The organism is Streptomyces sp. RKAG290 (genome assembly GCF_023701695.1).
In the GTDB taxonomy this organism is placed as follows: Bacteria; Actinomycetota; Actinomycetes; order Streptomycetales; family Streptomycetaceae; genus Streptomyces.
The window spans coordinates 440,482-464,273 of sequence record NZ_JAJOZC010000001.1 but is presented as its reverse complement, the minus strand read 5'-3'; the positions used below and the strand labels follow the sequence as shown (position 1 = coordinate 464,273).

General features: G+C 69.9%; 19 protein-coding genes and 2 pseudogenes. 1 reads left to right on the top strand and 20 read right to left on the bottom strand.

All coding sequences use genetic code 11. The features are described 5' to 3' along the window. Positions 1–101: 101 nt before the first annotated feature. The 18 genes and pseudogenes from LNW71_RS02040 to LNW71_RS01950 all read right to left on the bottom strand — a co-directional run bounded on the left by LNW71_RS02040 (position 102) and on the right by LNW71_RS01950 (position 19,831). A complete protein-coding gene (locus LNW71_RS02040; RefSeq protein ID WP_250966638.1) occupies positions 102–605 on the bottom strand; it encodes a nucleoside deaminase in 504 nt (167 codons plus the stop codon). Between the two features lie 146 nt (positions 606–751). Beyond that, positions 752–1,054, bottom strand: coding sequence for a hypothetical protein (locus LNW71_RS02035; protein WP_250966637.1), 303 nt, complete (start codon positions 1,052–1,054; stop codon positions 752–754). Between the two features lie 404 nt (positions 1,055–1,458). Next, positions 1,459–2,151, bottom strand: a pseudogene (locus LNW71_RS02030) (histidine phosphatase family protein); the annotation flags it as partial. Positions 2,152–2,162: 11 nt separating this feature from the next. Then, positions 2,163–3,965, bottom strand: a complete 1,803-nt coding sequence (locus tag LNW71_RS02025) for a carbamoyltransferase C-terminal domain-containing protein (RefSeq protein WP_250966636.1) — start codon at positions 3,963–3,965, stop codon at positions 2,163–2,165. Next, entirely contained in the window at positions 3,962–5,092 is a 1,131-nt protein-coding gene (locus LNW71_RS36760) for an NAD(P)/FAD-dependent oxidoreductase (RefSeq protein ID WP_374119321.1), read from the bottom strand. Before LNW71_RS36760 ends, LNW71_RS02025 begins: the two co-directional genes overlap by 4 nt. A gap of 192 nt (positions 5,093–5,284) precedes the next feature. Then, positions 5,285–5,749 (bottom strand): SRPBCC family protein, encoded by a 465-nt coding sequence (locus LNW71_RS02010; RefSeq protein ID WP_250966635.1) that lies wholly within the window; start codon positions 5,747–5,749, stop codon positions 5,285–5,287. Between the two features lie 124 nt (positions 5,750–5,873). Further along, a pseudogene (locus LNW71_RS02005) lies at positions 5,874–6,937 on the bottom strand (NAD(P)-dependent alcohol dehydrogenase). 67 nt (positions 6,938–7,004) lie between these two features. Beyond that, positions 7,005–8,357 (bottom strand): aldehyde dehydrogenase family protein, encoded by a 1,353-nt coding sequence (locus LNW71_RS02000; RefSeq protein WP_250966634.1) that lies wholly within the window; start codon positions 8,355–8,357, stop codon positions 7,005–7,007. Further along, the gene (locus LNW71_RS01995) at positions 8,357–9,415 is read right to left on the bottom strand and encodes an AMP-binding protein (protein ID WP_250966633.1); all 1,059 of its coding nucleotides are present in this window, start codon (positions 9,413–9,415) and stop codon (positions 8,357–8,359) included. Before LNW71_RS01995 ends, LNW71_RS02000 begins: the two co-directional genes overlap by 1 nt. A gap of 53 nt (positions 9,416–9,468) precedes the next feature. Beyond that, a complete protein-coding gene (locus LNW71_RS01990; RefSeq protein WP_250966632.1) occupies positions 9,469–10,422 on the bottom strand; it encodes a hypothetical protein in 954 nt (317 codons plus the stop codon). Positions 10,423–10,934: 512 nt separating this feature from the next. Continuing rightward, positions 10,935–11,753: a CDP-diacylglycerol--serine O-phosphatidyltransferase gene (gene pssA, locus LNW71_RS01985; RefSeq protein ID WP_250971861.1), complete on the bottom strand. Its 819-nt coding sequence runs from the start codon at positions 11,751–11,753 to the stop codon at positions 10,935–10,937. A 22-nt stretch (positions 11,754–11,775) separates the two neighbouring features. Continuing rightward, entirely contained in the window at positions 11,776–12,423 is a 648-nt protein-coding gene (locus LNW71_RS01980) for a phosphatidylserine decarboxylase (RefSeq protein ID WP_250966631.1), read from the bottom strand. Positions 12,424–12,604: 181 nt separating this feature from the next. Then, a complete protein-coding gene (locus tag LNW71_RS01975; protein ID WP_250966630.1) occupies positions 12,605–13,810 on the bottom strand; it encodes an acyl-CoA dehydrogenase family protein in 1,206 nt (401 codons plus the stop codon). Further along, the gene (locus LNW71_RS01970; protein ID WP_250966629.1) at positions 13,807–14,340 is read right to left on the bottom strand and encodes a MaoC family dehydratase; all 534 of its coding nucleotides are present in this window, start codon (positions 14,338–14,340) and stop codon (positions 13,807–13,809) included. The genes LNW71_RS01975 and LNW71_RS01970 overlap by 4 nt, the downstream gene beginning before the upstream one ends. A gap of 2 nt (positions 14,341–14,342) precedes the next feature. Further along, entirely contained in the window at positions 14,343–15,314 is a 972-nt protein-coding gene (locus tag LNW71_RS01965) for a CoA ester lyase (RefSeq protein WP_250966628.1), read from the bottom strand. After that, positions 15,311–17,323, bottom strand: a complete 2,013-nt coding sequence (locus tag LNW71_RS01960; RefSeq protein WP_250966627.1) for a protein meaA — start codon at positions 17,321–17,323, stop codon at positions 15,311–15,313. Before LNW71_RS01960 ends, LNW71_RS01965 begins: the two co-directional genes overlap by 4 nt. Before the next feature lies 1 nt (position 17,324). Then, positions 17,325–18,662, bottom strand: a complete 1,338-nt coding sequence (gene ccrA / locus LNW71_RS01955; protein ID WP_250966626.1) for a crotonyl-CoA carboxylase/reductase — start codon at positions 18,660–18,662, stop codon at positions 17,325–17,327. A 359-nt stretch (positions 18,663–19,021) separates the two neighbouring features. Then, on the bottom strand, positions 19,022–19,831 hold the full coding sequence (locus tag LNW71_RS01950; RefSeq protein WP_250966625.1) for a GNAT family N-acetyltransferase: 810 nt from the start codon (positions 19,829–19,831) through the stop codon (positions 19,022–19,024). A gap of 184 nt (positions 19,832–20,015) precedes the next feature. On the opposite strand from LNW71_RS01950, the gene LNW71_RS01945 reads away from it, so the two are divergent. Further along, positions 20,016–20,774, top strand: a complete 759-nt coding sequence (locus LNW71_RS01945; protein ID WP_374119320.1) for a restriction endonuclease — start codon at positions 20,016–20,018, stop codon at positions 20,772–20,774. Positions 20,775–20,818: 44 nt separating this feature from the next. Here the strand turns inward: LNW71_RS01945 and LNW71_RS01940 are convergent, their stop codons facing one another. Then, positions 20,819–21,634 (bottom strand): TetR family transcriptional regulator, encoded by an 816-nt coding sequence (locus tag LNW71_RS01940; protein WP_250966623.1) that lies wholly within the window; start codon positions 21,632–21,634, stop codon positions 20,819–20,821. Positions 21,635–21,764: 130 nt separating this feature from the next. Continuing rightward, the gene (locus LNW71_RS01935) at positions 21,765–23,546 is read right to left on the bottom strand and encodes a 3-hydroxyacyl-CoA dehydrogenase (RefSeq protein ID WP_250966622.1); all 1,782 of its coding nucleotides are present in this window, start codon (positions 23,544–23,546) and stop codon (positions 21,765–21,767) included. Between the last annotated feature and the right edge of the window lie 246 nt (positions 23,547–23,792).

Here is a 23,792-nt window from a genome sequence, read left to right as displayed (position 1 = left end):
TTCCCTTCGGCGCGCGGTGGATTCAATCATCATGTTCGCCATTTTCAGGCAGCTTTCTGTGTTGAGACGCGCCACGTGAGAGCAGCGGGCGCGGAGCGGCTTCAGTAGTCGATGCGGTCGGACTTGGCCAGCCAGGCGTCGAACGGCGCCGTGCGGTTGGGCATGTCCACCTGGTCGATCGCCATCGGCCACAGCTCCGCGGGCCTCTTCTCGAACAGGTCGTAGAACTTGCGGTCGTCGAAACCGGCCACCGCGGCGTCATGGCGGTCGGCGGCGAAGATGATCCGGTCGACCCGCGCCCACAGTGCGGAGGAGAGACACATCGGGCACGGCTCGCACGAGGTGACCAGCACACAGCCCTCGAGCGAGAAGCTGCCCAGCTGCTGGCAGGCGGCGCGGATCGCGCTCACCTCGCCGTGCGCCGTCGGGTCCAGATTCGAAGTGACGTTGTTGTTCCCGATCGCGACGATCTCGCCGCCCTTGGCGATCAGCGCGCCGAACGGACCGCCGCCGTTCCTGACGCTGTCGGTGGCAAGGCCGATGGCCTCGTCCATCCAGGTGCGCTCGATCTCCTGGATGCTCTTCTCTTGGGCGTGCGCGGTCATGGTCACTCCTTTGTCGCAGACGGTGGGGACTCCCCGAATGCTCTGCCCGTGCGGAACACCGCACGGGCAGAGCACCCGGGGCAACAAGTGGGGATCCACGGGTGCCGCCTCGAACCGGTTCGGCCGGGCTGCACCCGCGGGGGAGATCAGTGCGGCCGTTCGCCGACGTGGTGGTCCGGTGGTGCCGTGGTGTGGGCCGGCACGGCGTGCACCCCCGGGTGCACGCCGGCCTTGGTGATGTCGATCGGGATGATCCGCGCACGGAGGTGCGGGCCGCGCCATGCCTCGCCCCAGAACTTCTTCCCGGCCCGCAGGTCCAGGGAGCAGGCGCGCTCCCCGCCGCGCGCCCCGCGTGATGCGTCCGGTCGCAGCGGGCTGTCGCCGCGCCTGCCGGTGAGGGGCTGACCGAGGTCCTGCGGAGCTTGGGCTGGGGAAGTCTGGGTGGCCATCAGGAACCTCCAGTGTTCCTTCCGTGACGCGTTCACGTGCTGTTAATGCGGAATATCGCAAGTACATCGGTCGGGCCCTGCCGAGGGCAGTCACCGAAACCATGAAGGACTTGGCTGGTCTACCGGCCCCTCTTGTAGATTCGTATGAGAGGCCGGAACCGGCGGGCCCTGCGGAAGTGACGGCCCGCGTGGACCCGCGCGGTGGGGACGACGGTGCCGGCCACGACGGCGGGGCCCGCCGGGCCCGCCACGGCCGCCGGCCGGCCCCGGGTCCACGCGGTGGCCATCGGCAGGGCTGACCTGCGAGGACGCCGGATCGCGTCGCTGATCCGGAGAGGACCGGCCGGGCGGTCGATCAGGACACAAGCGGTCAGCGGGGTGTCCTCGCCGCCGGCCGGCCGGGCTCAGCGCAGGTGCGACGTGTCGTTGAGCGATCGCACCGACGCGTTCCCCGTCACGTCGTACGCGACCTCGGAAACCGAGGCCGCCGCGACCTCCATCCGGAACAGCGACGCCGGCGGCGCGCCGAGCGCCAGCCGGACCAGCTGCCTCACCGGCACCACATGCGAGACGACCAGCACGGCCCTGCCCGCGTACCGCGCCAGCAGCCTGTCCCGCGACAGCGCCACCCGCCGCGCCACCTCGTCGAGGGACTCACCGCCCGACGGCGCGGCCGTCGGCGAACTCAGCCACGCCGCCAGCTCGTCCGGACGGCGTTGCCGCACCTCGGCGTAGGTCAGCCCCTCCCAGGCGCCGAAGTCGGCCTCCCGCAGCTCCTCGTCGACCCGTACCTCGGTCCCCAGCCGTGCGGCCGCCGCCTCGGCGGTCTCCCGGCAGCGCCGCAGCGGCGAGGTCACGACCGCCTGAACCGCTCCGCGCGCCGCGAGCATCGCCGCTGCCGCCTCCGCCTGCTGCCGCCCGGCCGCCGACAGCGACGGATCTGCCCCGCTGCCGGAGAAGCGCTTCTGCGGCGTCAGAGCCGTCTCGCCGTGCCGCAGCAGTACGAGAGTCGTCGGCGTCCCCGGGTCGGCGAGCCCGGCCGGGGCCGGCGCGGGCTCGTGGTGCTCCTCGGGGCCCCCGGCGCCGGCCCGGGTGCCGGTCGCGGAGGTCACGCGGCGCTGCCGGACTTCGTGACGAGGTAGTCGCCGAGCACGACGTAGTCGATCTCCGTGCCCAGGAAGCAGTTCAGCGCGTCGGCCGGTGTGCACACGATCGGTTCGCCGGCCACGTTGAACGAGGTGTTGATCAGGCAGGGGACGTCGGTCAGCGCGGTGAACCGGCGCAGCAGAGCCGCCAGCCGCGGGGTCTGCTCATCGGTGAGCGTCTGCACCCTGGAGGTGCCGTCCACATGCGTCGCACCCGGGATCACGTCGCGGAACTCCGGCTTCACCGGGAACACGAACGTCATGTACGGCGAACGGGTCTTGCGGCCCATCTCGAAGATCCGCGGGGCCTCCGACTCCAGCACGAGCGGTGCGAACGGGCGGAACGGCTCGCGGTGCTTGACCTTGGTGTTGATGATGTCCTTGATGTCGGGGAAGCTCGGGTTCGCCAGAATGCTGCGATGGCCCAGCGCCCTGGGACCGTGTTCCATCCGTCCCTCGTACCAGCCGATGACGACCTTCTCCGTGAGCAGCTTCGCCACCAGGTCGACGACCTCCTCGTCGCCGCTCAGCCTGCGCCACTCCACCCGGCTGCCGACGTCCCGCAGCGCCTGCTCGATCGCGGCGTCGTCGTACTCGGGTCCCAGGTACGGGGCGACGCGCGGCACCGGCCCGGTCCTGCCGGCGCTGTCCGGGTGGTTGAGCCAGGCCTGCACCGCGGCGCCGATGGTGACACCCGTGTCGCCGGCGCCGAAGCTGACGTCCATGTCCTCGAACCGCGACCCCTCGAACAGGGGCGTGTTGTTGAGGCAGTTGAGCGCCACGCCGCCCTCGAACAGCAGGTGGTCCAGATCCGTCCGGTCCTCCAGCGCGCGGACCTGGTGGCGGGTGACGGCGTTCAGCATCTCCTGTGCCGCGGCGGCGACCCGGGACCGGTAGGCCAGGGTCTCCTCGCGCGGGCCGAAGTACTCCTCGAAGAGCGGATCCAGGCTCAGCGGGTCGTCCGTCGCCAGGGGGCGGGTGAAGGTGTACCGCCCGTCCTCCTGGAGCCGGACCAACCGGTCGAGGAACGGGTTCGGCACGGGGGGCTCGGCGTATCCGGCCAGGCCCATCACCTTGTACTCGTCGTTGTTGGGCACGAAGCCCAGGAACCGCGTGATCGCGCTGAACAGGATGCCGATCGAGTACTCCGACCCGATCGCCGTCTCCTCGAAGACGCGGATCCGGCCGTCGCGGATCTCGCCCGTCAGGGTCGAGAACCGTTCGGCGCGGCCGTCGCTGACGAGGAAAGCGGAGTCCTTCATCCCCGCCAGGTAGTAACCCGTCATGGCGTGAGCGAGGTGGTGCGGCACGAACACCACCTTGTCCGGGTCCGGGGTGCAACCCGTGCGCGCCGCGAAGTCGGCGAGGACGGCCTCGGGACCGACGACTTCGGCGAACAGTCCGCGCATGCTGGTCAGGAGGTACTCCCGCGCCGCGGGCTCCATCGGTGCCGACGTGATGTCGGACAGCAGCTGTTCCTGCAGTTCGGCGGACCAGTCCCAGGGGATGGCCAGCAGGTCGATGTCGGAGAACTCGAGACCGGCCTGGTCCAGGCACCACTTCACCGAATGGAACGGGAAGTCGGTGGTCTTCTTCTCCCGGTTGAGCCGCTCCTCCTCCACGGCGGCGGTCAACTCGCCGTCCACCAGCAGCGATGCACCCGCATCGTGACCCATGAGGTAGTGCTTGTTGATGCCGACGGCGCCGAGGTTCTCGGCGAAGAACTTCGAGACGCGGGTGAAACCGTTGCACCCCAGGACGATCATGAGAGTTCCTTATCTTGGCTACGCGGATCCGGCTGAGCCGCCGGGGCAGCGGGCGGTCGTGAGCGCCGCCGTGCCGGTCCAGGGCTGCTTGCCGAGTACGAGGTCGCGGACGAGTTCACCGGCGGCCGGCGCCTGGCACAGCCCCTGGCCGGAGAATCCCGCCGCGTAGAGGAAGGGGCGGGAGGGATCGCGGCCGATGAAGGCCATCCCGTCCGGGCTGACATCGAGGTCTCCGCTCCACCCGTGGTCGAGGCGGTTGCCGGCGAGCTCCGGGAAGGTGGTCCCGAGCTGCTGCGACACCCGCCGCAGCCAGGCCCCCTGGCTTCGTCCGGGCCCGGGCGGCCCATCCCGACGAGGATGCGGTCGCCCCAGCTCCGGATCCGCAGGCCGGACGGGTGCAGGGTCATCGGCACGGCGCCGCACCCGGCGGCGGGTGCGTCGGTGAGCAGCATCTCGACGGGGTACGTGGCAGCCGGAAGGCGCACGCCGGCCATGGCGGCGACCTCGCCCGCCCAGGGGCCGGCCGCGCAGACGATGGTGTCGGCGCGGATGGTGCCGGCGGGGGTGTGGACCCGCCCGTCGGGGTCGATGCCGGTGACGGGTGTCTGTGTGTGCAGGACGGCGCCGGCCCGCCGGGCGGCAGCGGCGTAACCGCGCACGATGGCAACGGGGTCGCAGGCGTAGGCCTCGGGGGCCCACGCCGCCGCCAGGACGGTCCGCTCGTCCACCAGGGGGTTGAGGCGCGCCGCTTCGGCGGCGGTCACGAGTGCGACGTCCACGCCCGCGGCCCGCTGGGCGGCTTCGGTGCGCCGGAAGTCCGCCAGCTGGTGCTCTTCGGTGAACAGCACCAGGAAGCCCATGCGCTGCAGGCCGAGGTCGGTTCCGGTCCGCCCGGCGAAGGCGTGGTAGGCGGCCATGCTGCGGGCGGCAAGGCCGCTGACGAGGGTGTTGCCGGGGAAGTAGGTGCGCAGGACGCCCGCGGTGGTTCCGGACGAGCCGGACCCGAGGGCGCCGCGTTCCAGCAGCACGGTAGCGACGCCGGCTTCGGCGAGATGGCACGCTGTCGAGGTGCCGACGACCCCTCCGCCGATGACGAGGACCTCGGTGCGTTCGGGCAGCTCGCTCATGCCGGCCGGCCCGCTCCGGCGGCGCCGGGTTCCGCGATGAGGGTGATCCCCGGATTCCGCCGGGCAATCCTGAATTTGGGTCCGGACACCTCGGGCGAGGTATGCGTCTGATGCGCCAACGGCTCCGTCAAGTCTTTTCCTTCGTTCGGAGAGAGGGCACGCGGGCCGGGTTCCCCCGGCCCGCGCCGACGGCTACTTCTGGGCGAAGTGGTCCCGCATGGAATCGGCCTGCTTCGCCATCAGGGAGATGATCGTCTCGACCACTTCGGTGTCGGCGTCCTCGGCAATCGTCAGTTCCCGCGACCACTCGAAGAAGCAGCGGCCCGGGTCGTTCGATATCTCCCGGATCCGGATGGTGGCGACATAGCCGTCCACGCCCGTTGCCGGTGCGACGGCACGGTACGTCTGGGACCGCTCCACCTCGTTGCGGCCGGCCACTTCCTGCTGCACGAGGCCGTCGTTGAAGACCAGGGTGAAGTCATAACGCGACGGCACCCGTTCGGCCGTTCCGCCCTCGGCCCAGCCGACGTCCTTCACTCCGTCCCCGGACACGATCTCCACCACCTTCAGGGCGTCGCGGACGACGGCCCAGACCGAATCCGGATCGGCATCGATGACGGTCGAGTCGTACATGGTGTGCTTCCGCTGAATTGCCATCAGAACTCCATTTCCGGCGAGGGGGAAACCCTCGCTTCGTTGTGACTGTTCGGTGAAATGCGCAGCCGGCCTGATCGGGCCGGGCGTTGACGGGGTGCGGGCGGGAGGATCGTGGCCGGCCGGTTCAGCCGGCCGGGATCGTCGACGCGTCCAGCACGAAGCGGTAGCGGACGTCGGAGGCCAGCACCCGCTCGTACGCCTCGTTGAGCTGTTCCCCGGAGATGACCTCGATGTCCGGGCCCAGGCGGTGCTCCGCGCAGAAGTCCAGCATCTCCTGGGTCTCGGCGATGCCGCCGATCAGCGAGCCGGCCAGCGTCTTGCGGCCGCCCATGAGGGAGAACAGCATCACGCTGCTCGGGGCCGGCGGTGCACCGACGTTCACCAGCGTGCCGTCCGTCCTGAGCAGGGCCAGATACGCGTCCAGGTCCAGGTTGGCCGATACCGTGCTGATGATCAGGTCGAAGCGGCCGGCCAGCTGCTCGAACGTCGCGGGGTCGCTGGTGGCGTGGAAGTGATCCGCGCCCAGCCGCCCCCGTCGTCCTTCTTGCTCAAGGAACGCGAGAGCACCGTCACTTCGGCACCCAGGGCGCGCGCGATCTTGACCCCCATGTGGCCGAGTCCGCCCAGACCGACGACGGCGACCTTCCTGCCGGGTCCGGCCGCCCAGTGAGTCAGCGGGGAGTACAGGGTGATGCCGGCGCACAGCAGCGGCGCGGCCTCGTCGAGCGGGATGCCTTCGGGGACGCGCAGCACGAAGTTCTCGTCGACGACGATGTGCGTGGCGTAGCCGCCGTAGGTCGGATCGCCGTCGCGGCCCGTGGAGTTGTACGTCTCCACGGCGCCGTTCGCGCAGAACTGCTCCAGTCCGGCCCGGCAGTTGCCGCACTCCCGGCAGGAGTCCACCATGCAGCCGACACCGACCCGGTCGCCCGTCCGGTACCGGGTGACGCCGGGGCCCACGGCGGTGACCAGGCCGGCGATCTCATGGCCCGGAACCATCGGGAAGACGCCGCCGCCCATGTCGTCGCGGGCTCGGTGGATGTCGGTGTGGCAGATCCCGGTGTACTTGATCTCTATCAGCACGTCGTGCTCGCCCACCGGCCGACGTGGAATCGTGCCGCGCTCCAGCGGGGCGCCCGCGGCGGGGACGAGATAGGCGGGTACGGAGGCGACGGTCTGTGCGGTCATGTGCTTCTTCCTGGTGGATCACGGGACCGGGGGAGCGGGCCGTACTCGGGCACTGCGGCCGCGCCGGTCAGCGCAGAACGGTCTTGGTGCGCATGAGGAATTCGGCGAGATGGCCGTCGTGCGGAAGTCCGGGCGCCATCCACGGTGTCGGATGGTCACCGACGTAGACGTTGGCGATGGTCGGCTCGGCCACCAGGGCGTCGATCAGGTCCGCGTCGGTGGTGACGGCCGTCAGGACGAGCGTGTCGCGCAGCGGCCGGATCCCGGCCGCGCGGTCCCAGGGTGCGACCCACGCACAGGGGAACATGCCGAGCTGCTCCGCGAAGGGGCTGTCGAGCTGGTGCACGGCCGGCCGCAGTACGGCACTTCCGTCGCCGAGGTCGTCGACGATCCCGTCGGCGCCGAGCCACGCCCTGGTGCCCGCCGCCCGCTGCCGGAGCCCCTCCTCCCACCGGCGCGCGGGGCCGATCGGCATGACCGGCAGGACCGCCCGGTCCTCCGACGCGGGCAGGCTGGGCAGCGCGGCGAGGCGTTCGGCGAGCGCTGCCGCCACGGGGGTGGGGTCGCCCTCGACGAGTACGCCGGTGGCGTTGACGCAGCCGACGCCACCACCGCTGCTGACCGACTCCACGAGGGTGTCGAGGACCGGCTCCCAGTCGGTCTCGGCGGTGATGAGCACCTTCGAGCGCCCGGGCCCCTGCGGCAGGATGCGCGGATCGCCCGCGTATTTGCGGATGACGTCCGCACCGCCGTACACCATGGCGAGGTCCGCGTGCCGGAGGATGTCGTCGGCCGTGTGGTGGTCGGTGGTCAGCAGTGCGATCCGGTCGTTGCCGAACCCGGCCTCGCGCAGGGCGGTGACCAGCCGGTGCGGCGTGAAGGGCTCACGCCGGGAGGGCCGCACGGCGACCCGGTAGCCGAGTGCGACGGCGTCCAGCCAGCCCTGGTGCACCGCGGGGTGGTTGCCCGCCGCGTGGACGGCGAACACCTCACCCCGGCGGGTCCACACCGCCCGGCCGCCCCGGGTCAGCGGGTCGCGCCACGAGCCGACCGCACCGGCCGGCCGGGCGTTCCGCACGCTGTGGTGGATCTGCTCGGTGGCCCGCGCGATGCCGTCGGTGGCGCCGCGCACCGTCGTGATCGGGATGCCGGTGGCAGCGCTGACGGTGCGCTGGTACTCCTGCGCCGTCTGCCCCGCGACCCGCTGCGTGGCGAACGCCCGGCCCGCCTCCGCGAGCGCGGCGATCCGTGCGTCGAGTGGCATCACCGGCGCCCGGCGCAGTGCTTTCATCGCGCGGGTGACGTAGAGCGGCGGTGCCAGACTCAGGGCCGCGACCGGGTCTCCGACGAGGTCCAGGACCGTCTCCTGCCGCCGGGAGCGGTAAGGGCCACCGGGGCCGAGCACATCGAGGAACAGCATCAGTACACGCCCTCGATCACCTTCGTACCGCTGAAGGACTCCACGGGAGCGACGTCGGCGAGGGAATCCCCGAAACCGCCCGCGACCGGTGCGATCCGGGTGGCGTGGTCCCGCTCGACGTTGTTGACCAGCAACGCCGTGCGGCTCATGTGGTGCACGACCACCTGCCCGCGCTCGCCGTACGGAACGACCCGGCCGGTACCGGGGTCGACCACCCGGAACGTGGTGTACGGGGCGAAGGAGTCGAACACGCACGGCTCGTCGTCCCCGAGGCCGGGGCGCTCCACCGAGGTCCCCAGCATCATGGTGCTGCCGTAGCCCCCGACCAGCCTGGTGTTCGGGAACACCTCCGCGCGCAGCAGATCCCGGGTGTCGGCGTCCAGATGCGTGCCGCCCCAGATGATCGTGCGGATCTTCCGGTTCACCAGCTCGACCAGGTCATCGCGCTGGGCGAGGCGTTCCAGCATCGGCGGGGTGGCGAAGAGCACGCCCACGTCCTGGCTGGACAGGATGTAGGCGATCTGCTCGACGAGATGGTCGGTGTAGGCGCCGGCCATGTCCGTGTGGCCGTCCGCGAGCAGCTTCTTCACCCATCGCGGGTCGAGGTCGATGGCGAAGTTCAGCCCGCCCCGGAGCGCCGCGGTGTCCACCGCCATGGCTCCGACATTGTGCGGTCCGGTCGGGACGGCACTGAGCCAGTCGACGTCGCGGGCCACACCGTGCGCGTCCAGTCGCTCGCTGAACCACTCGACGCTGCGGCGGTGCCATTCCGCCGCGAACACCACGCGTTTGGGCTGCCCGGTGGTGCCACCGCTCTCGTAGACGCCGGCACTGTGCCCGTCACCGTAGCCCCGGGGAATCAGGTCGCGGACACGCACGTCGCGCAGCTCGTCCACCAGGTTGGGAAACAGGCTCAGGTCGTCGAAATCACGGACGTCGGTCAGCGGATCGAAGTCGAGTGTCCCTGCGCGCTTCAGCCAGAACGGTGAGCCGGTCTCCGGACCGAAGTGCCACCGCATCATCTCCCGGACGAACGCGGCGCCTTGGGGCTCGGCCATGAACTTCCTCTCCAGAACATCTTCCGGCGCGACGACTTCAGGCAGAGCGCTCATCAGCTGGGTACGCGCTGCCGGCGCAGGGAATCCGTGGCGTCCCACGGGAACAGGTGCAGGTTCCAGCCGCCCAGGCAGTTGATGTACAGCGCCATGTGCTGCGTCACGGCCAGGAAGTCGTCACGGTCGATCCGGTCCAGGCAGGACAGGAAGCGCTCGGTGAAGGCCCACAGCTTCTCCAGTCCGCAGTAGCCCAGGAACTCGGCCGGGACTCCGACCAGCAGGCGGGCCATCTGGCGCAGCGAGTCGGTCGGCATGTCACCGACGGCGCCCCGGATCAGACCGCCGTAGGCGGCGTAGCCAAGGGGGCGGGTCTCACCGTTGACGAACAGCAGGGTGGGCAGGACGGTGTCGTGGGTCCCGGCGCCGGAGGGGATCCAGCCTCGGTGCATGTCGGCCAGCTCGACCGGTTCGGACAGCCAGATCCGCTCCGTCTCGGTGTGTATGTCGCGGATCAGCTGGTCCGCCCCGGTGTCGGTGGCGGTCAGCCTGGGGATGCGGTGGCCGCCCGCCTGGCCCGCCCTGCGGACCTCCACCAGCATCTGCTTCTTCGTCGAATAGACCGCTTCCCAGACCGCCTGTCCTGCCTTGAGCAGGGCCGGGATGTCCTGCGACCGGATCTGGCCGACGGGGGCCGCCGGCATCGGTTCGGTCAACTCGCCGTACTTGATGCCCAGATGCTGCAGCGCGGAACAGAACACCGTGCCGTCGGGCGCCTCGCGGCGGTCAGCGATCTTGTGAGATGCGGGCGTGTGCAGCAGCGCGTGTATCGGTGCCACGTGGTACAGGTGCTCTCCCGCCACCAGCGCGTGGCCCTGCAGGCTCTGGTAGGGCAACGACTCCCACAACGCATCGGCCAGTGCCGGATTGCGGTCGTCGAGTTCCGCCGTAACGGTGATACCCAGATCAGGCCAAACTATCTCGATTTGCCGACCGGACAACGTCTCGGACAAGGCTCTTCCTTCGTTCGGCGAGAGGTCAGGAGGATCGAGGTCCTGGCGGGCGGCCGGCAGTGCACGGAAGCCCCCGAACGAGGTGGCGCTACGGCCACGGCAAGTGCAACTCCCCCTGTTTCGTTGCGACTTGTAAAAGGAGTACACAGCAGGTCGCGCAGGGTCAGGTAGGTAAGAAAGGCATGAAAACCCCTGCAGGCCGAGACCGGCTCTTCGTAGATTTCTACAGGAACCGTGCGGCCCGCAGGCGCGTCCCCGGGCGCGGAGGAGAGCGCCTGGACCGCCGCGGCACCACGCCTGCGACAGGCGCCTCGCAGGCCTGCGGCAAGGCGCCTGAGGGGCGCGGCATGGCGCCTGAGGGGCGCGGCTGCCCGCCGCGCGTCGAGCGGGGCAGCCTTGGCTCGCCGCGGGCTCAGGCGGCCCCTCATGGCCCCGTGCGTCCCGCACCGCACGCACGAGGGCCCGGATGCTGGGGAGCATCCGGGCCCTCGAATATGTGCTGAGCGGTGCGGTTACGGCAGCTGTGCTGCCCGTGCCTCGCGCCTGTTGTCGCGGAAGGTGTTCACCCGGCGGGCGGTCGCGAAGAGCGGGATGACCGCTCCCAGGACCACCTGGAGTGCACAGCCGGTCTGCAGCAGGAGCTGACCACCGGGGGCGTCGAACGCCCACGCGGCCAGCAGCCCCATCGCGGCCACGATCCAGCCGAGCATCGCCACCGCGAGGACACCCCGCGGTTTCGGGTACTCGACCCGGCTGACCATGAGCCACGCCACTCCGACGATCGCGAGCAGCGTCGGCACGAAGGGCAGCTCCAGGAGCACGATCGAGATGACCGTGAGCGCTCCGAAGGGGCTCGGCATGCCCTGGAACATGCCGTCCTTCAAGGTCACGCAGGAGAATCTCGCAAGCCTGAGCACCACTGCCAGCAGGACCACGATGGCCGCCAGGGCCGAGACCCGCTGGTGCGCGTCGTCCGCGACCATGCCGTACACGAGCACGAAGTACGCCGGCGCGAGCCCGAAGCTCACCAGGTCCGAGAGGTTGTCCAGCTCGGCACCCATCGGCGAGGAGCGCAGCTTGCGGGCCACGAGTCCGTCGAACAGGTCGAAGATGGCTGCCATGAGCATGAGGATCACGGCGGTGGCCGCGGAATGCCGCGCCATGCCGCTCTCGTCGCTGCCCGTGAGGTGCGGGATGAGGATCCCCGTGGTGGTGAAGTACACCGCCATGAAGCCGCACGTGGCGTTACCGAGAGTGAGAGTGTCCGCTATCGACAGCCGCATGGAGAGCGGCATGTCCTCGGCGTCGTCCTCGTTCTCGGCCTCCGGCACCCAGCTTGCCTGGGTATCAGGATCAATCACGGTCAATTCGAGTCACCCCCGCGGTGGTGGCCTGGCCGACCTCGACCGCGACATCGATACCTTCCGGAAGGTAGATGTCGACCCGGGAGCCGAAGCGGATCAGGCCGATGCGCTCGCCCTGGTCCACCTTCGTGCCCTGCGGGACGTACGGGACGATGCGGCGGGCAACTGCGCCCGCGATCTGCACCATCTCGATGTCGCCGAGCTCGGTGTCGAAGTGCCAGACTACGCGCTCGTTGTTCTCGCTCTCCTTGTTGAACGCCGGAACGTAGCCACCGGGGATGTGCTCGACCGATGTCACCGTGCCGGCCAGAGGCGCGCGGTTGACGTGGACGTTCAGCGGGCTCATGAAGATCGCGACGCGGGTACGCCCGTCCTTCCACGGCATGATGCTCTGCACCACACCGTCGGCCGGCGAGATGACGCGACCCTGGGTGATCTCGCGCTCGGGGTCGCGGAAGAACCACAGCATGCCCGCCGCGAGCGCGGTGGTGGGCACGGCCACTGCCGCCCAGCGCCCGGACCTGCGGGCCCGGGCCAGGCTGAGTGCGGCGGTGGCGACGGTCGGGAGGAGCCACGGCGAAGCTCCGCGTGCAAGGCGGACCCCGCCGCGTGGTGCAGAGGAATGGCTGTCGGGCATGGATGACCTTCGTAGCGGATGATGCCGCGCTGGCAACGGGGGACGGCGGCTTTTCCGGCGATGTTATCGGTTGCGGGCCGCAACTGGGCAAGCCAGCAGCCGAGTCGGACGTCTGGAAGGCACCCGGTGAGGATGACAGGGTGTGATCTTCTTCGCGGTCAAATCGCCGCGAAAAGGACAATCAGCCCTGGAAACGGTACTCCTCGAGGAGTCGGCGCCCGATGATCATTTTCTGGATCTCGGCGGTACCTTCACCGATCAGCAGCATCGGGGCCTCCCGGTAGAGGCGCTCGATCTCGTACTCCTTGGAGAAGCCGTAACCGCCGTGGATCCGGAAGGCGTCCTCGACGACTTCCTTGCAGTACTCGGAGGCGAGGTACTTCGCCATCCCTGCCTCCAGGTCGTTTCGCTCCCCGGAGTCCTTTTTGCGCGCTGCATTTACCATCATCGCATGCGCTGCCTCGACCTTGGTGGCCATTTCGGCCAGCTTGAACTGGATCGCCTGGTGCTGCGCGATGGGCTTTCCGAAGGTGTGGCGCTGCTGTGCGTAGGAAACGCCCAGCTCGAAGGCACGCTGCGCGACTCCGCAGCCACGCGCGGCCACATTCACGCGGCCGACCTCCACTCCGTCCATCATTTGGTAAAACCCTCGGCCGGTGGTGCCGCCGAGTACCCGATTGGCCGGAATGCGTAGTCCGTCCATGATGAGTTCCGTCGTGTCGACGCCCTTGTAACCCATCTTGTCGATCTTCCCGGGGATCGTGAGACCGGGGCGGACCTCGCCGAATCCGGGCTCCTTCTCCACGAGGAACGTCGTCATCGACTTGTGCGGCGGCGTGCCCTCGGGGTGGCCTTCGTCACTCCGGCACAGAACGGCGACAAGGGTGGACGTGCCGCCGTTGGTCAGCCACATCTTCTGGCCGTTCAGGACGTACTCGTCGCCGTCCTTCACGCCCTTGGAGGTGATCGCCGCGACGTCGGAGCCCAGTGCCGGCTCGGACATCGAGAACGCGCCGCGCACCTCACCCAGCGCCATCCGGGGCAGGAAGGTGTCCTTCTGCTCCTGCGTGCCGTGCTGCTTGAGCATGTACGCCACGATGAAGTGCGTGTTGATGATTCCCGACACGCTCATCCAGCCGCGGGCGATCTCCTCCACGCACAGCGCGTATGTGAGAAGCGACTCACCCAGCCCCCCGTACTCCTCGGGAATCATCAGCCCGAAGAGGCCGAGTTCCTTGAGTCCCTCCACGATCTCGGACGGGTACTCGTCGCGGTGCTCCAGCTGGGTCGCGACCGGAATGATCTCCTTGTCGACGAAAGCCCGGACCGTGGAGAGGATTTCCTGCTGGACGTCGTTGAGACCGGCAGTCTGGGCGAGTCGGGTCATGACTGCTTCTCCACTTTCTTCGGCGAAGGCTGCTTCAGCTCCGGACGGCCGGGCTGCTCACCGCCGCGCTCCTTGATGTACGTCTCGGTGGGGACCATGACCTTGCGGCGGAACACGCAGACCAGCGTGCCGTCCTGCTTGTAGCCCTTGGTCTCCACGTACACGATCCCGCGGTCGCTCTTGGACTTTGACGGAGTCTTGTCCAGGACCGTCGTCTCGCCGTAGATCGTGTCGCCGTGGAACGTCGGCGCGACGTGCTTCAGCGACTCGACCTCCAGGTTGGCGATCGCCTTTCCGGAGACGTCCGCCACCGACATGCCGAGCAACAGCGAGTAGATGTAGTTGCCGACGACGACGTTCTTGCCGAAGTCGGTCGTCTTCTCGGCGTAATTGCTGTCCATGTGCAGCGGGTGATGGTTCATGGTGAGCAGACAGAAGAGGTGGTCGTCATATTCGGTGACGGTCTTTCCGGGCCAGTGCTTGTAGAGAGCACCGACCTCGAATTCCTCGTATGTGCGTCCGAACTGCATGATCAGGCCTCCGGAGCTTCGAACTTGGAGGTGCGCTCCATGCCGGCCGCGCGGCCCTTGCCGGCGATGACCAGGGCCATCTTGCGGCTGGCCTCGTCGATCATCTCGTCGCCGAGCATGGCCGAGCCCTTCTTGCCGCCCTCCTCGGAGGTGCACCAGTCGTAGGCGTCGAGGATCAGCTCGGCGTGGTCGTAGTCCTCCTGCGAGGGCGAGAACACCTCGTTGGCCGCGTCGACCTGACCGGGGTGCAGCACCCACTTGCCGTCGAAGCCGAGCGCCGCCGCACGGCCCGCGACCTCGCGGTACGCGTCCACGTCGCGGATCTGCAGGAACGGGCCGTCGATCGCCTGGAGGTCGTGCGTACGGGCCGCCATCAGGATGCGCATCAGGATGTAGTGATAGGCGTCCGCGCCGTACCCGGGCGGCTGCTGGCCGACGACCAGGGTCTTCATGTTGATCGACGCCATGAAGTCGGCCGGGCCGAAGATCAGCGTCTCCAGCCGCGGCGAGGCGGCGGCGATGTCGTCGATGTTCACCAGGCCCTTGGCGTTCTCGATCTGCGCCTCGATGCCGATCTTCCCGACCTCGAAGCCCATGGTCTTCTCGATCTGGGTGAGCAGCAGGTCCAGCGCGACGACCTGCTGGGCGTCCTGGACCTTCGGCAGCATGATGCAGTCGAGGTTGGGGCCCGCGCCCTCGACGACCGTGATGACGTCGCGGTACGTCCAGTGCGTCGTCCAGTCGTTGACCCGCACGACCCGGGTCTTGCCCGTCCAGTCGCCGTTGTTCAGCGCGTCGACGATGTGGTGACGGGCGCCCTCCTTGGCGAGCGGCGCGCAGGCGTCCTCCAGGTCCAGGAACACCTGGTCCGCGGGGAGGCCCTGGGCCTTCTCCAGGAAGCGGGGGTTCGAGCCCGGGACGGCCAGGCAGGAGCGGCGGGGGCGCAGCCGGTTCACGGGCGTGGGCGTGGTCATGCGGGGACCTCCAGAGGGTCGAGCTTGTTCGCTTTCCGGATCTCGTCGACGATACGGCCGATGATCTCCGTGATGCCGAAGTCCTTCGGGGTGAATACGGCGGCGACACCGGCCTCGATCAGGGCCGCTGCGTCGGCGGGGGGAATGATCCCGCCCGCGATCACCGGGATGTCGCCCGCACCGGTCCGGCGCAGCCGGGTCAGCACGTCGGGCACCAGCTCCGCGTGCGAGCCGGACAGGATCGACAGACCGACGCAGTGCACGTCCTCGGCGACGGCGGCCGAGACGATCTGTTCGGGAGTCAGGCGGATGCCCTGGTAGACGACCTCGAAGCCGGCGTCGCGCGCGCGCACGGCGATCTGCTCGGCGCCGTTGGAGTGGCCGTCCAGGCCGGGCTTGCCGACCAGCAGCCGCAGCCGGCCCACGCCCAGGTCCTGCGCGGTCCTGGCGGCCTTCTCCCGTACCAGGGCCAGCGGGGTGCCCTCCTCCGCGGTCACCGCCACCGGGGCGGACGACACCCCGGTCGGTGCGCGGAACTCGCCGAAGACGTCGCGCAGTGCCCAGGACCACTCGCCGGTGGTGACGCCCGCGCGGGCGCACTCGACGGTCGCCTCCATCATGTTCTCGGTGCCCGCGGCGGCCTTCTTCAGGACGGCCAGCGCCTCGTTGGCGCGGGCCTCGTCGCGGTTGTCGCGCCACTCGTGGAGTGCGGCGACGACCTTGGCCTCGTTCTCGGGGTCGACCGTCATGATGGCGGCGTCGAGGTCGGCGGTGAGCGGGTTGGGCTCGGTTGTCTCGTAGATGTTGACGCCGACGATCTTCTCCTCACCGCCCTCGATCCGGGCCCGCCGGGCGGCGTGCGAGGAGACCAGCTCGGACTTCAGATAGCCGGACTCGACGGCCGCCATGGCGCCGCCCATCTGCTGGATCCGGTCGATCTCCGCGAGCGAGTCGGTGACCAGCTCGTCCACCTTCGCCTCGATGACATGGGACCCGGCGAAGATGTCCTCGTACTCCAGCAGGTCGCTCTCGTGGGCGAGCACCTGCTGGATGCGCAGCGACCACTGCTGGTCCCAGGGACGCGGCAGCCCCAGCGCCTCGTTCCAGGCGGGCAGCTGGACGGCGCGGGCGCGGGCGTCCTTGGAGAGGGTGACGGCCAGCATCTCCAGCACGATGCGCTGGACGTTGTTCTCCGGCTGCGCCTCGGTCAGGCCGAGCGAGTTGACCTGGACGCCGTAGCGGAAGCGGCGCTGCTTGGCGTCCTGGATGCCGTAGCGCTCCCTGGTGACCCGGTCCCAGATGCGGCCGAAGGCGCGCATCTTGCACATCTCCTCGATGAAGCGGACACCCGCGTTCACGAAGAAGGAGATCCGGGCGACCACGTCGCCGAACTTCTCCTCGGGCACCTGCCCGGAGTCGCGCACCGCGTCGAGGACCGCGATGGCCGTCGACATGGCGTAGGCGATCTCCTGGACCGGCGTGGCTCCCGCCTCCTGCAGGTGATAGCTGCAGATGTTGATCGGGTTCCACTTCGGGATGCGGTTGACCGTGTACGTGATCATGTCGGTGGTCAGCCGCAGCGAGGGGCCGGGCGGGAAGACGTGCGTCCCGCGCGAGAGGTACTCCTTGACGATGTCGTTCTGCGTCGTGCCCTGCAGCTTGCCGGCGTCCGCGCCCTGCTCCTCCGCGACCACCTGGTAGAGCGCCAGCAGCCACATCGCGGTGGCGTTGATCGTCATCGAGGTGTTCATCTGCTCCAGCGGGATGTCCTGGAACAGCCGGCGCATGTCACCGAGGTGCGAGACGGGCACGCCGACCCGGCCGACCTCGCCGCGGGCGAGGATGTGGTCGGGGTCGTAGCCGGTCTGGGTCGGCAGGTCGAAGGCGACCGACAGACCCGTCTGGCCCTTGTCGAGGTTGCGCCGGTAGAGCTCGTTGGACGCCTCGGCCGTCGAGTGACCGGCGTACGTCCGCATGAGCCAGGGGCGGTCCTTCTGACGGCCGGTCATGTCAGATGTTCCTGAATCGGTTGATGGCGTCGATGTGCTGCTCGCGCATCTCCTCATTGCGCACGCCCAGGCCCTCGCGCGGCGCCAGGGCAAGGACGCCGACCTTGCCCTGGTGGAGGTTGCGGTGCACGTCGTACGCGGCCTGGCCGGTGTCCTCCAGGGAGTAGACCTTCGACAGCGTCGGGTGGATCTTCCCCTTGGCGACCAGGCGGTTGGCCTCCCACGCCTCGCGGTAGTTGGCGAAGTGCGAGCCCACGATCTTCTTCAGCGACATCCACAGGTAGCGGTTGTCGTACTCGTGGGTGTAGCCCGAGGTGGAGGCGCAGGTGACGATCGTGCCGCCCTTGCGGGTCACGTACACGCTCGCGCCGAAGGTCTCGCGGCCCGGGTGCTCGAAGACGATGTCCACGTCCTCGCCGCCGGTCAGCTCACGGATGCGCTTGCCGAACCGCTTCCACTCGCGCGGGTCCTGGTTGTGCTCGTCCTTCCAGAACTTGTAACCCTCGGCGTTGCGGTCGATGATCGCCTCGGCGCCCATCTTCCGGCAGATCTCCGCCTTCTGGTCACTGGAGACGACACAGATCGGGTTGGCGCCGCCGGCCAGTGCGAACTGCGTGGCGTAGGAGCCGAGTCCGCCGCTGGCGCCCCAGATCAGCACGTTGTCGCCCTGCTTCATGCCCGCGCCGTTGCGCGAGACGAGCTGGCGGTACGCGGTGGAGTTGACCAGCCCGGGGGCCGCGGCCTCCTCCCAGCTGAGGTGGTCCGGCTTCGGCATCAGCTGGTTGGACTTGACCAGGGCGATCTCCGCGAGGCCGCCGAAGTTGGTCTCGAAGCCCCAGATGCGCTGCTCGGGGTCGAGCATCGTGTCGTTGTGGCCGTCCGAGGACTCCAGCTCGACAGAAAGGCAGTGCGCGACGACCTCGTCACCGGGCTTCCAGGCGTTGACGCCGGGACCGGTGCGCAGGACGACGCCCGCCAGGTCGGAACCGATGACGTGGTACGGCAGGTCGTGGCGCTTGGTGAGTTCACTGAGCCTGCCGTAGCGCTCCAGGAAGCCGAAGGTCGAGACGGGCTCGAAGATCGACGTCCACACGGAGTTGTAGTTGACCGAGCTGGCCATGACCGCCACCAGGGCCTCACCCGGGCCGAGCTCGGGCACCGGCACGTCCTCGAGGTGGAGGGACTTGCGGGGGTCCTTGTCGCGGCTGTCGACGCCGGCGAACATCTCGGCCTCGTCCTTGTGCACGGTCACCGCGCGGTACGACTCGGGAATGGACAGGGCCGCGAAGTCTGCGGCGGTGCTGTCCTGCGACTGGATCGCGTCCAGGATTTCCTTCACGGTGTGCCTCCGGCGGAGCTGCGTTTGAGGGAACGCTTGAGGGGTCCTGCGAAGCAGGGAAAGCGTTGGTGTGTGGAGGTGTGCCGTCGGTTCGGCGGGTGGTGCTTCGGCTGTTTGCTCTGTGGAGCAGAAGGGTTTGCCTGTGACGCAGGCGACCGGGCGCGCAGGCACTTGGCTTGCGGGGACAGCCGGCGTACGTGAGGTCTCAGCACGCCGGCCGCCCGGACGCCTTCAACGTATGGCACTGCGTGACAGCTGACAAGGCACTGGGTGCCAGTAATTTCCCTCAATTGTCATCCGGGTGCCACGCATGAGCAACACGGCGGGAGTTTTGGTGCGTTGTGCCCCGCTGTGACCGGTCAGGGGGCGGGGCGGTAGACGTACGGGGTCGTCGTGCCCAGGGCGGTGAATCCCAGCCGCTGCAGGATCGGGCGGCTGTCCTCGGTCGCGTCGACCTGGAGGTACCGGTAGCCGCGCTCCGCCGCGATACCCGCCCGGAAGGCGATCAGGGCCCGGTAGATCCCCCGCCCCCGCCAGGCCTCGACCGTGCTGCCGCCCCACAGCCCGGCGAAGCCCGTGCCGGGGTACAGCTCCATCCGGGCGGAACTCACCGGCTCGTCGCCCGCCATCGCCAGCACCCCGACGAAATGGTCCGGGTCCTCGTCGAGCCGGGTCAGCACCTGATGGCGCAGCCGCGGCGACTCCGAGCCGAAGGCCTCCTCATGGGCCCGGACCAGCAGCTCCACATCGGCCTCGTCACGCACGGTACGCAGCCGGACGCCGTCGGGGAGCTCGACCGTGGTGGGAAGGTCCGCGACCAGCGCGACCAGCAGGGTCTCCGGGTCCTCCGGCTCGAACCCGGCCGCCAGCAGCCGCGCCCCGAGGTCCGCGGGCCGGTCGTGCGCGTACAGCTTCCACTCGAACTCGTCGTACCCGAGCTCGCCGCAGTGGGCCACCTGCGCGGCGATCGCCGCGTCGGCCCGGGCGCCGTCGAGATCCGGGGGCGACCACACGACCCCGTTCCAGTCCTGGGCCCCGCCGACCTGCCGTACGACGTCCCCGGTGCGCTCGACGCGGCCGCCGGGGCCGTCCGGGCGGGCGTGTTCGCGCATCTCACGGTCGAAGACGGCCAGCAGCGAGGTGCGACGAGTACTCGATCGATCATCCATCCGCACACCACAGCACCGGGCCGGGGTGCCGGCAACCACATTTCACGGCCGTTGGATCCGGCGGGCCGGGGCAGACGGCAGACATGAATGATCTTGGAAGACTCATATCGGGACGGGCGGGGCGGCGCGGATGACGGTACCGGTAAGCCCGCGCGGTCCCGAGGGGCCTGGGCAGGCCTTCAGCGTGCGCAACACCGCTTTCGGCTTCGGGGCCGTCGCCCTGCTGATCTGCGGTGGCGCGCTCGCCGCGCGCACCGCCTGGGAAGGGGCCTGCCGGCACCCGGCCGCCGTGCTGCCGGTCGCGGCGCTCGGCGCGGCTTTCCTCCTGCTCCGGTACCTCCGCCGGACGCGTCGCCGGCCGCGTGGGGGACCCGGCCCGCTCTCCGAGGCCGTGCGTGAGCTCTTCGACCCGCCCCAGGAGCCCTGCGACCCGGCCCAGGAGCTGTTCGGCCCGCCCCCTGGCGAGGTCGCCCGCACGGCCGTCCTGACCCCACTGGAACCGGTGGAGGCGGAGGAGGAGACTGAGTCGGGGGTGGAGGAGGAGGCCGCGGACTACGCGGCCCTGGATGCCGACGCCTTCGAGGACGCGATCGCCGCGCTCTGCGAGCGGGACGGCTGCACCGACGTGCGGGTCGTGGGCGGAGCGGGCGATCTGGGGGCGGACGTGCTCGCGACCGCCCCCGACGGGCGGCGCCTGGTCGTCCAGTGCAAGTGCTACGGCCCCGGCACCAAGGTCGGCTCCCAGGACCTCCAGCGGTTCGGCGGCACCTGCTACGCCGTGCACGAGGCCGAGCTCGCCGTCTGCGTCACCACCAGCGAGTACACCGCCCCCGCCCTGGACTACGCGCAGCAGTGCGCCATCCTGTGCCTGGACGGTGAGGAGCTCGCGGCCTGGAGCGAGGGCTCCGCGCCGCCGCCCTGGCAGACCGACGACGGGCTCTGAAGCGCCGGGGCCCGGCCGTTGCGAGCGGAGCCGTACGGCTCCGCTCAGCGCTCCTTGAGCGCCTGCTGGATGGTGCGCATCACTTCGTCCAGCGGCGCGTCCGTGCGTGCCACGGCGACCAGCACCTCGCCCTCCGTGCTCACCGAGGCGGCCGGCGGCTTCGCCGGCTCGCTCCCGGCCGTCCGGCCCGCACCGATACCGGTCCCGAAGGTGTCGCGGACGATGGCGAACGCGTGGTCGAGCTGCGCCTCCACATCGCCCTGGCCGTCCACCCGCAGCCAGCGGCGCAGCACATGGTTGTGCGCGGTGACCACGGCGGACGCCGCCACCTCCGCCAGCAGCGGGTCGTCGTTGCCGACATGGTGGTCGCGCTCGTCGAAGTGGCCCAGCAGATACCGCGTGAACAGCCGCTCGTAGCGGGCCACCGAGGCGATCTCCGCCTCCCGCAGGGTGGGCACCTCGCGGGTCAGTTTGTAACGGGCGACGGAGACCGCCGGCTTCGCCGCGTACATGCGCATGACTTCCTTGATGCCGCGGCAGACCGTGTCGAGCGGGTGCTCGTGCGCGGGGGCCGCGTTGAGGACCGCCTCGGCGCGTACGAGGGTGTCGTCGTGGTCCGGGAAGATGGCCTCTTCCTTGGAGCGGAAGTGCCGGAAGAAGGTCCGCCGGGCCACGCCCGCTGCCCCAGCGATCTCGTCGACCGTCGTCGCCTCGTACCCCTTCGTGGCGAAGAGTTCCATCGCCGCGGCGGCCAGTTCACGGCGCATTTTGAGCCGCTGGGCGGCTGCACGCGTACCGGCGGCACTTTCCGGGGCGTCGGGCGCGGCGGACACACGGGGGGACCTGACGGGCTGGGACATGGTGTGAACGTACTGCATCAGTGCAGGAGAGTGCGCCTGCGGGGGCGGGCCGCCCGAAGGGCCGAGCAGCCCGCCCCACCCGGCTCCCGGCCCGCAGGGCCCGCTGCCGGGCCCTGCGGGCCGCGGCCCCTCAGCGGCGGGCATATTCGCGGAAGCCGCGCCCGGTCTTGCGGCCGAGGCAGCCGGCGGCCACCAGGTGCTCCAGCAGCGGCGCAGGGGCGAGGCCCGGGTCGCGGAACTCGCTGTGCAGCACCTTCTCGATGGCGAGCGAGACATCGAGGCCCACGACGTCCAGGAGCTCGAACGGGCCCATCGGGTAGCCGCCGCCCAGCTTCATCGCGGCGTCGATGTCGTCGAGGGTCGCGTAGTGCTCCTCGACCATCTTGATCGCGTTGTTGAGGTAGGGGAACAGCAGCGCGTTCACGATGAATCCGGCCCGGTCCCCGCAGTCCACCGGGTGCTTGCGCACCTTCACGCAGACCTCGCGGACCGTGGCGTGCACGTCGTCCGCGGTGAGCACCGTGCGGACCACCTCGACCAGCTTCATCGCGGGCGCCGGGTTGAAGAAGTGCATCCCGATGACGTCCTCGGGACGCGAGGTGGCCCGCGCGATCGAGACCACCGGCAGTGACGAGGTGGTGGTGGCGAGCACCGCACCGGGCCTGCACACCTTGTCCAGGGTGGCGAACAGCTGCTGCTTGACCAGCAGGTCCTCGGCGACGGCCTCGACGGCGAGGTCGACCTCCGCGAACGAGTCCAGCGACCCCGCCGCGGTGATCCGGGCCAGGGTCTCGTCCCGCGCCCCGGCCGTGAGCCGCCCCTTGGTGACCGACCGCTCCAGCGACTTGGCGATCCGGCCCCTGGCGAAGTCCGCCTTCTCCTGGCTGCGCGCCGCGAGCACCACGTCGTAGCCGGCCTTCGCGAAGACCTCCGCGATCCCCGAGGCCATCGTCCCGGAGCCCGCGACGCCCACCGAGCGCACGGTGCGCCCGGCACCCGCCCCGGCCTGCGGCGACGGGGTAGCTGCGTCCGGGACCACCGTCTGGCTGCCCGGCTGCGTGTACGTGTAGAAGCCGCGGCCCGTCTTGCGGCCGGTCAGCCCGGCCTCGCTGAGCTGGCCGAGGACGGGTGCCGGGGCGTGCAGCCGGTCGTGCGAGGCGGAGTACATCGCCTCCAGGACGGTTCGGGCGGTGTCGATGCCGATCAGGTCCAGGAGCTCGAGCGGCCCCATGGGCAGTCCGCAGCCCAGCTTCATCGCCGCGTCGATGTCCTCGCGGGAGGCGTAGTTCGCCTCGTACATCGCCGCGGCCTGGTTCAGGTAGCCGAACAGCAGACCGTCGGCGACGAACCCCGGCCGGTCACCGACCGCGACCGGCTCCTTGCCCAGCTGTCGGGCGAGCGCCGTGACGGCCTCGACGGCCGGCGGCGCGGTCAGCACCGAGGAGACCACCTCGACGAGCTTCATCGCGGGCGCCGGGTTGAAGAAGTGCAGGCCGAGCACGCGCTCCGGGTGCTGGGACTCGGCGGCGAGCCGGGTCACCGACAGGGCGTTGGTGCCCGTCGCGAGGATCGCGGTGGGGGAGACGACCGCGTCGAGGTCCCGGAAGACCTGCTGCTTGATCTCGTACGTCTCGGGCACGACCTCGATGACCAGTTCCGCGTCCGCGGCGGCCTGCAGGTCGGAGAAGGTACGGAACCGGGCGAGGACGTCGCGCCGCTCCTCCTCGGTGATCCGCTCGCGCTGCACGGCGCGGGCGGTGGAGGCCTCCAGGGCGGCGACGGCCTGGCGGGCGGCCGCGTCACTGATGTCGATTCCGATGACCTCGCGGCCGGAGCGGGCGAGGACCTCGGCGATGCCGGTGCCCATCGTGCCGAGGCCGACGACGGCAATGGTGCTGAACGGGGTGTCCATCACGGGACTCCAGGGATGAGTGACGACTGAGGGGACGCACGGCGCGCACGGCCGATGAGAGGGGCCGCGGGGGCCCGACCGGCGCATGGCGTGCGGGAGTTGCCTGTCGTGGTGCTCATGTCCGGGCGCGAGGAGCACGCCGGGACCGGGAAGGGGCGACGGACTCTGTCCCGGAGTCCGTCTCGCAAAGCTGCCGAACCGACAAACACTCCGGGTGGCTGCGTCACCAGGCCACCGGAGCCGGCG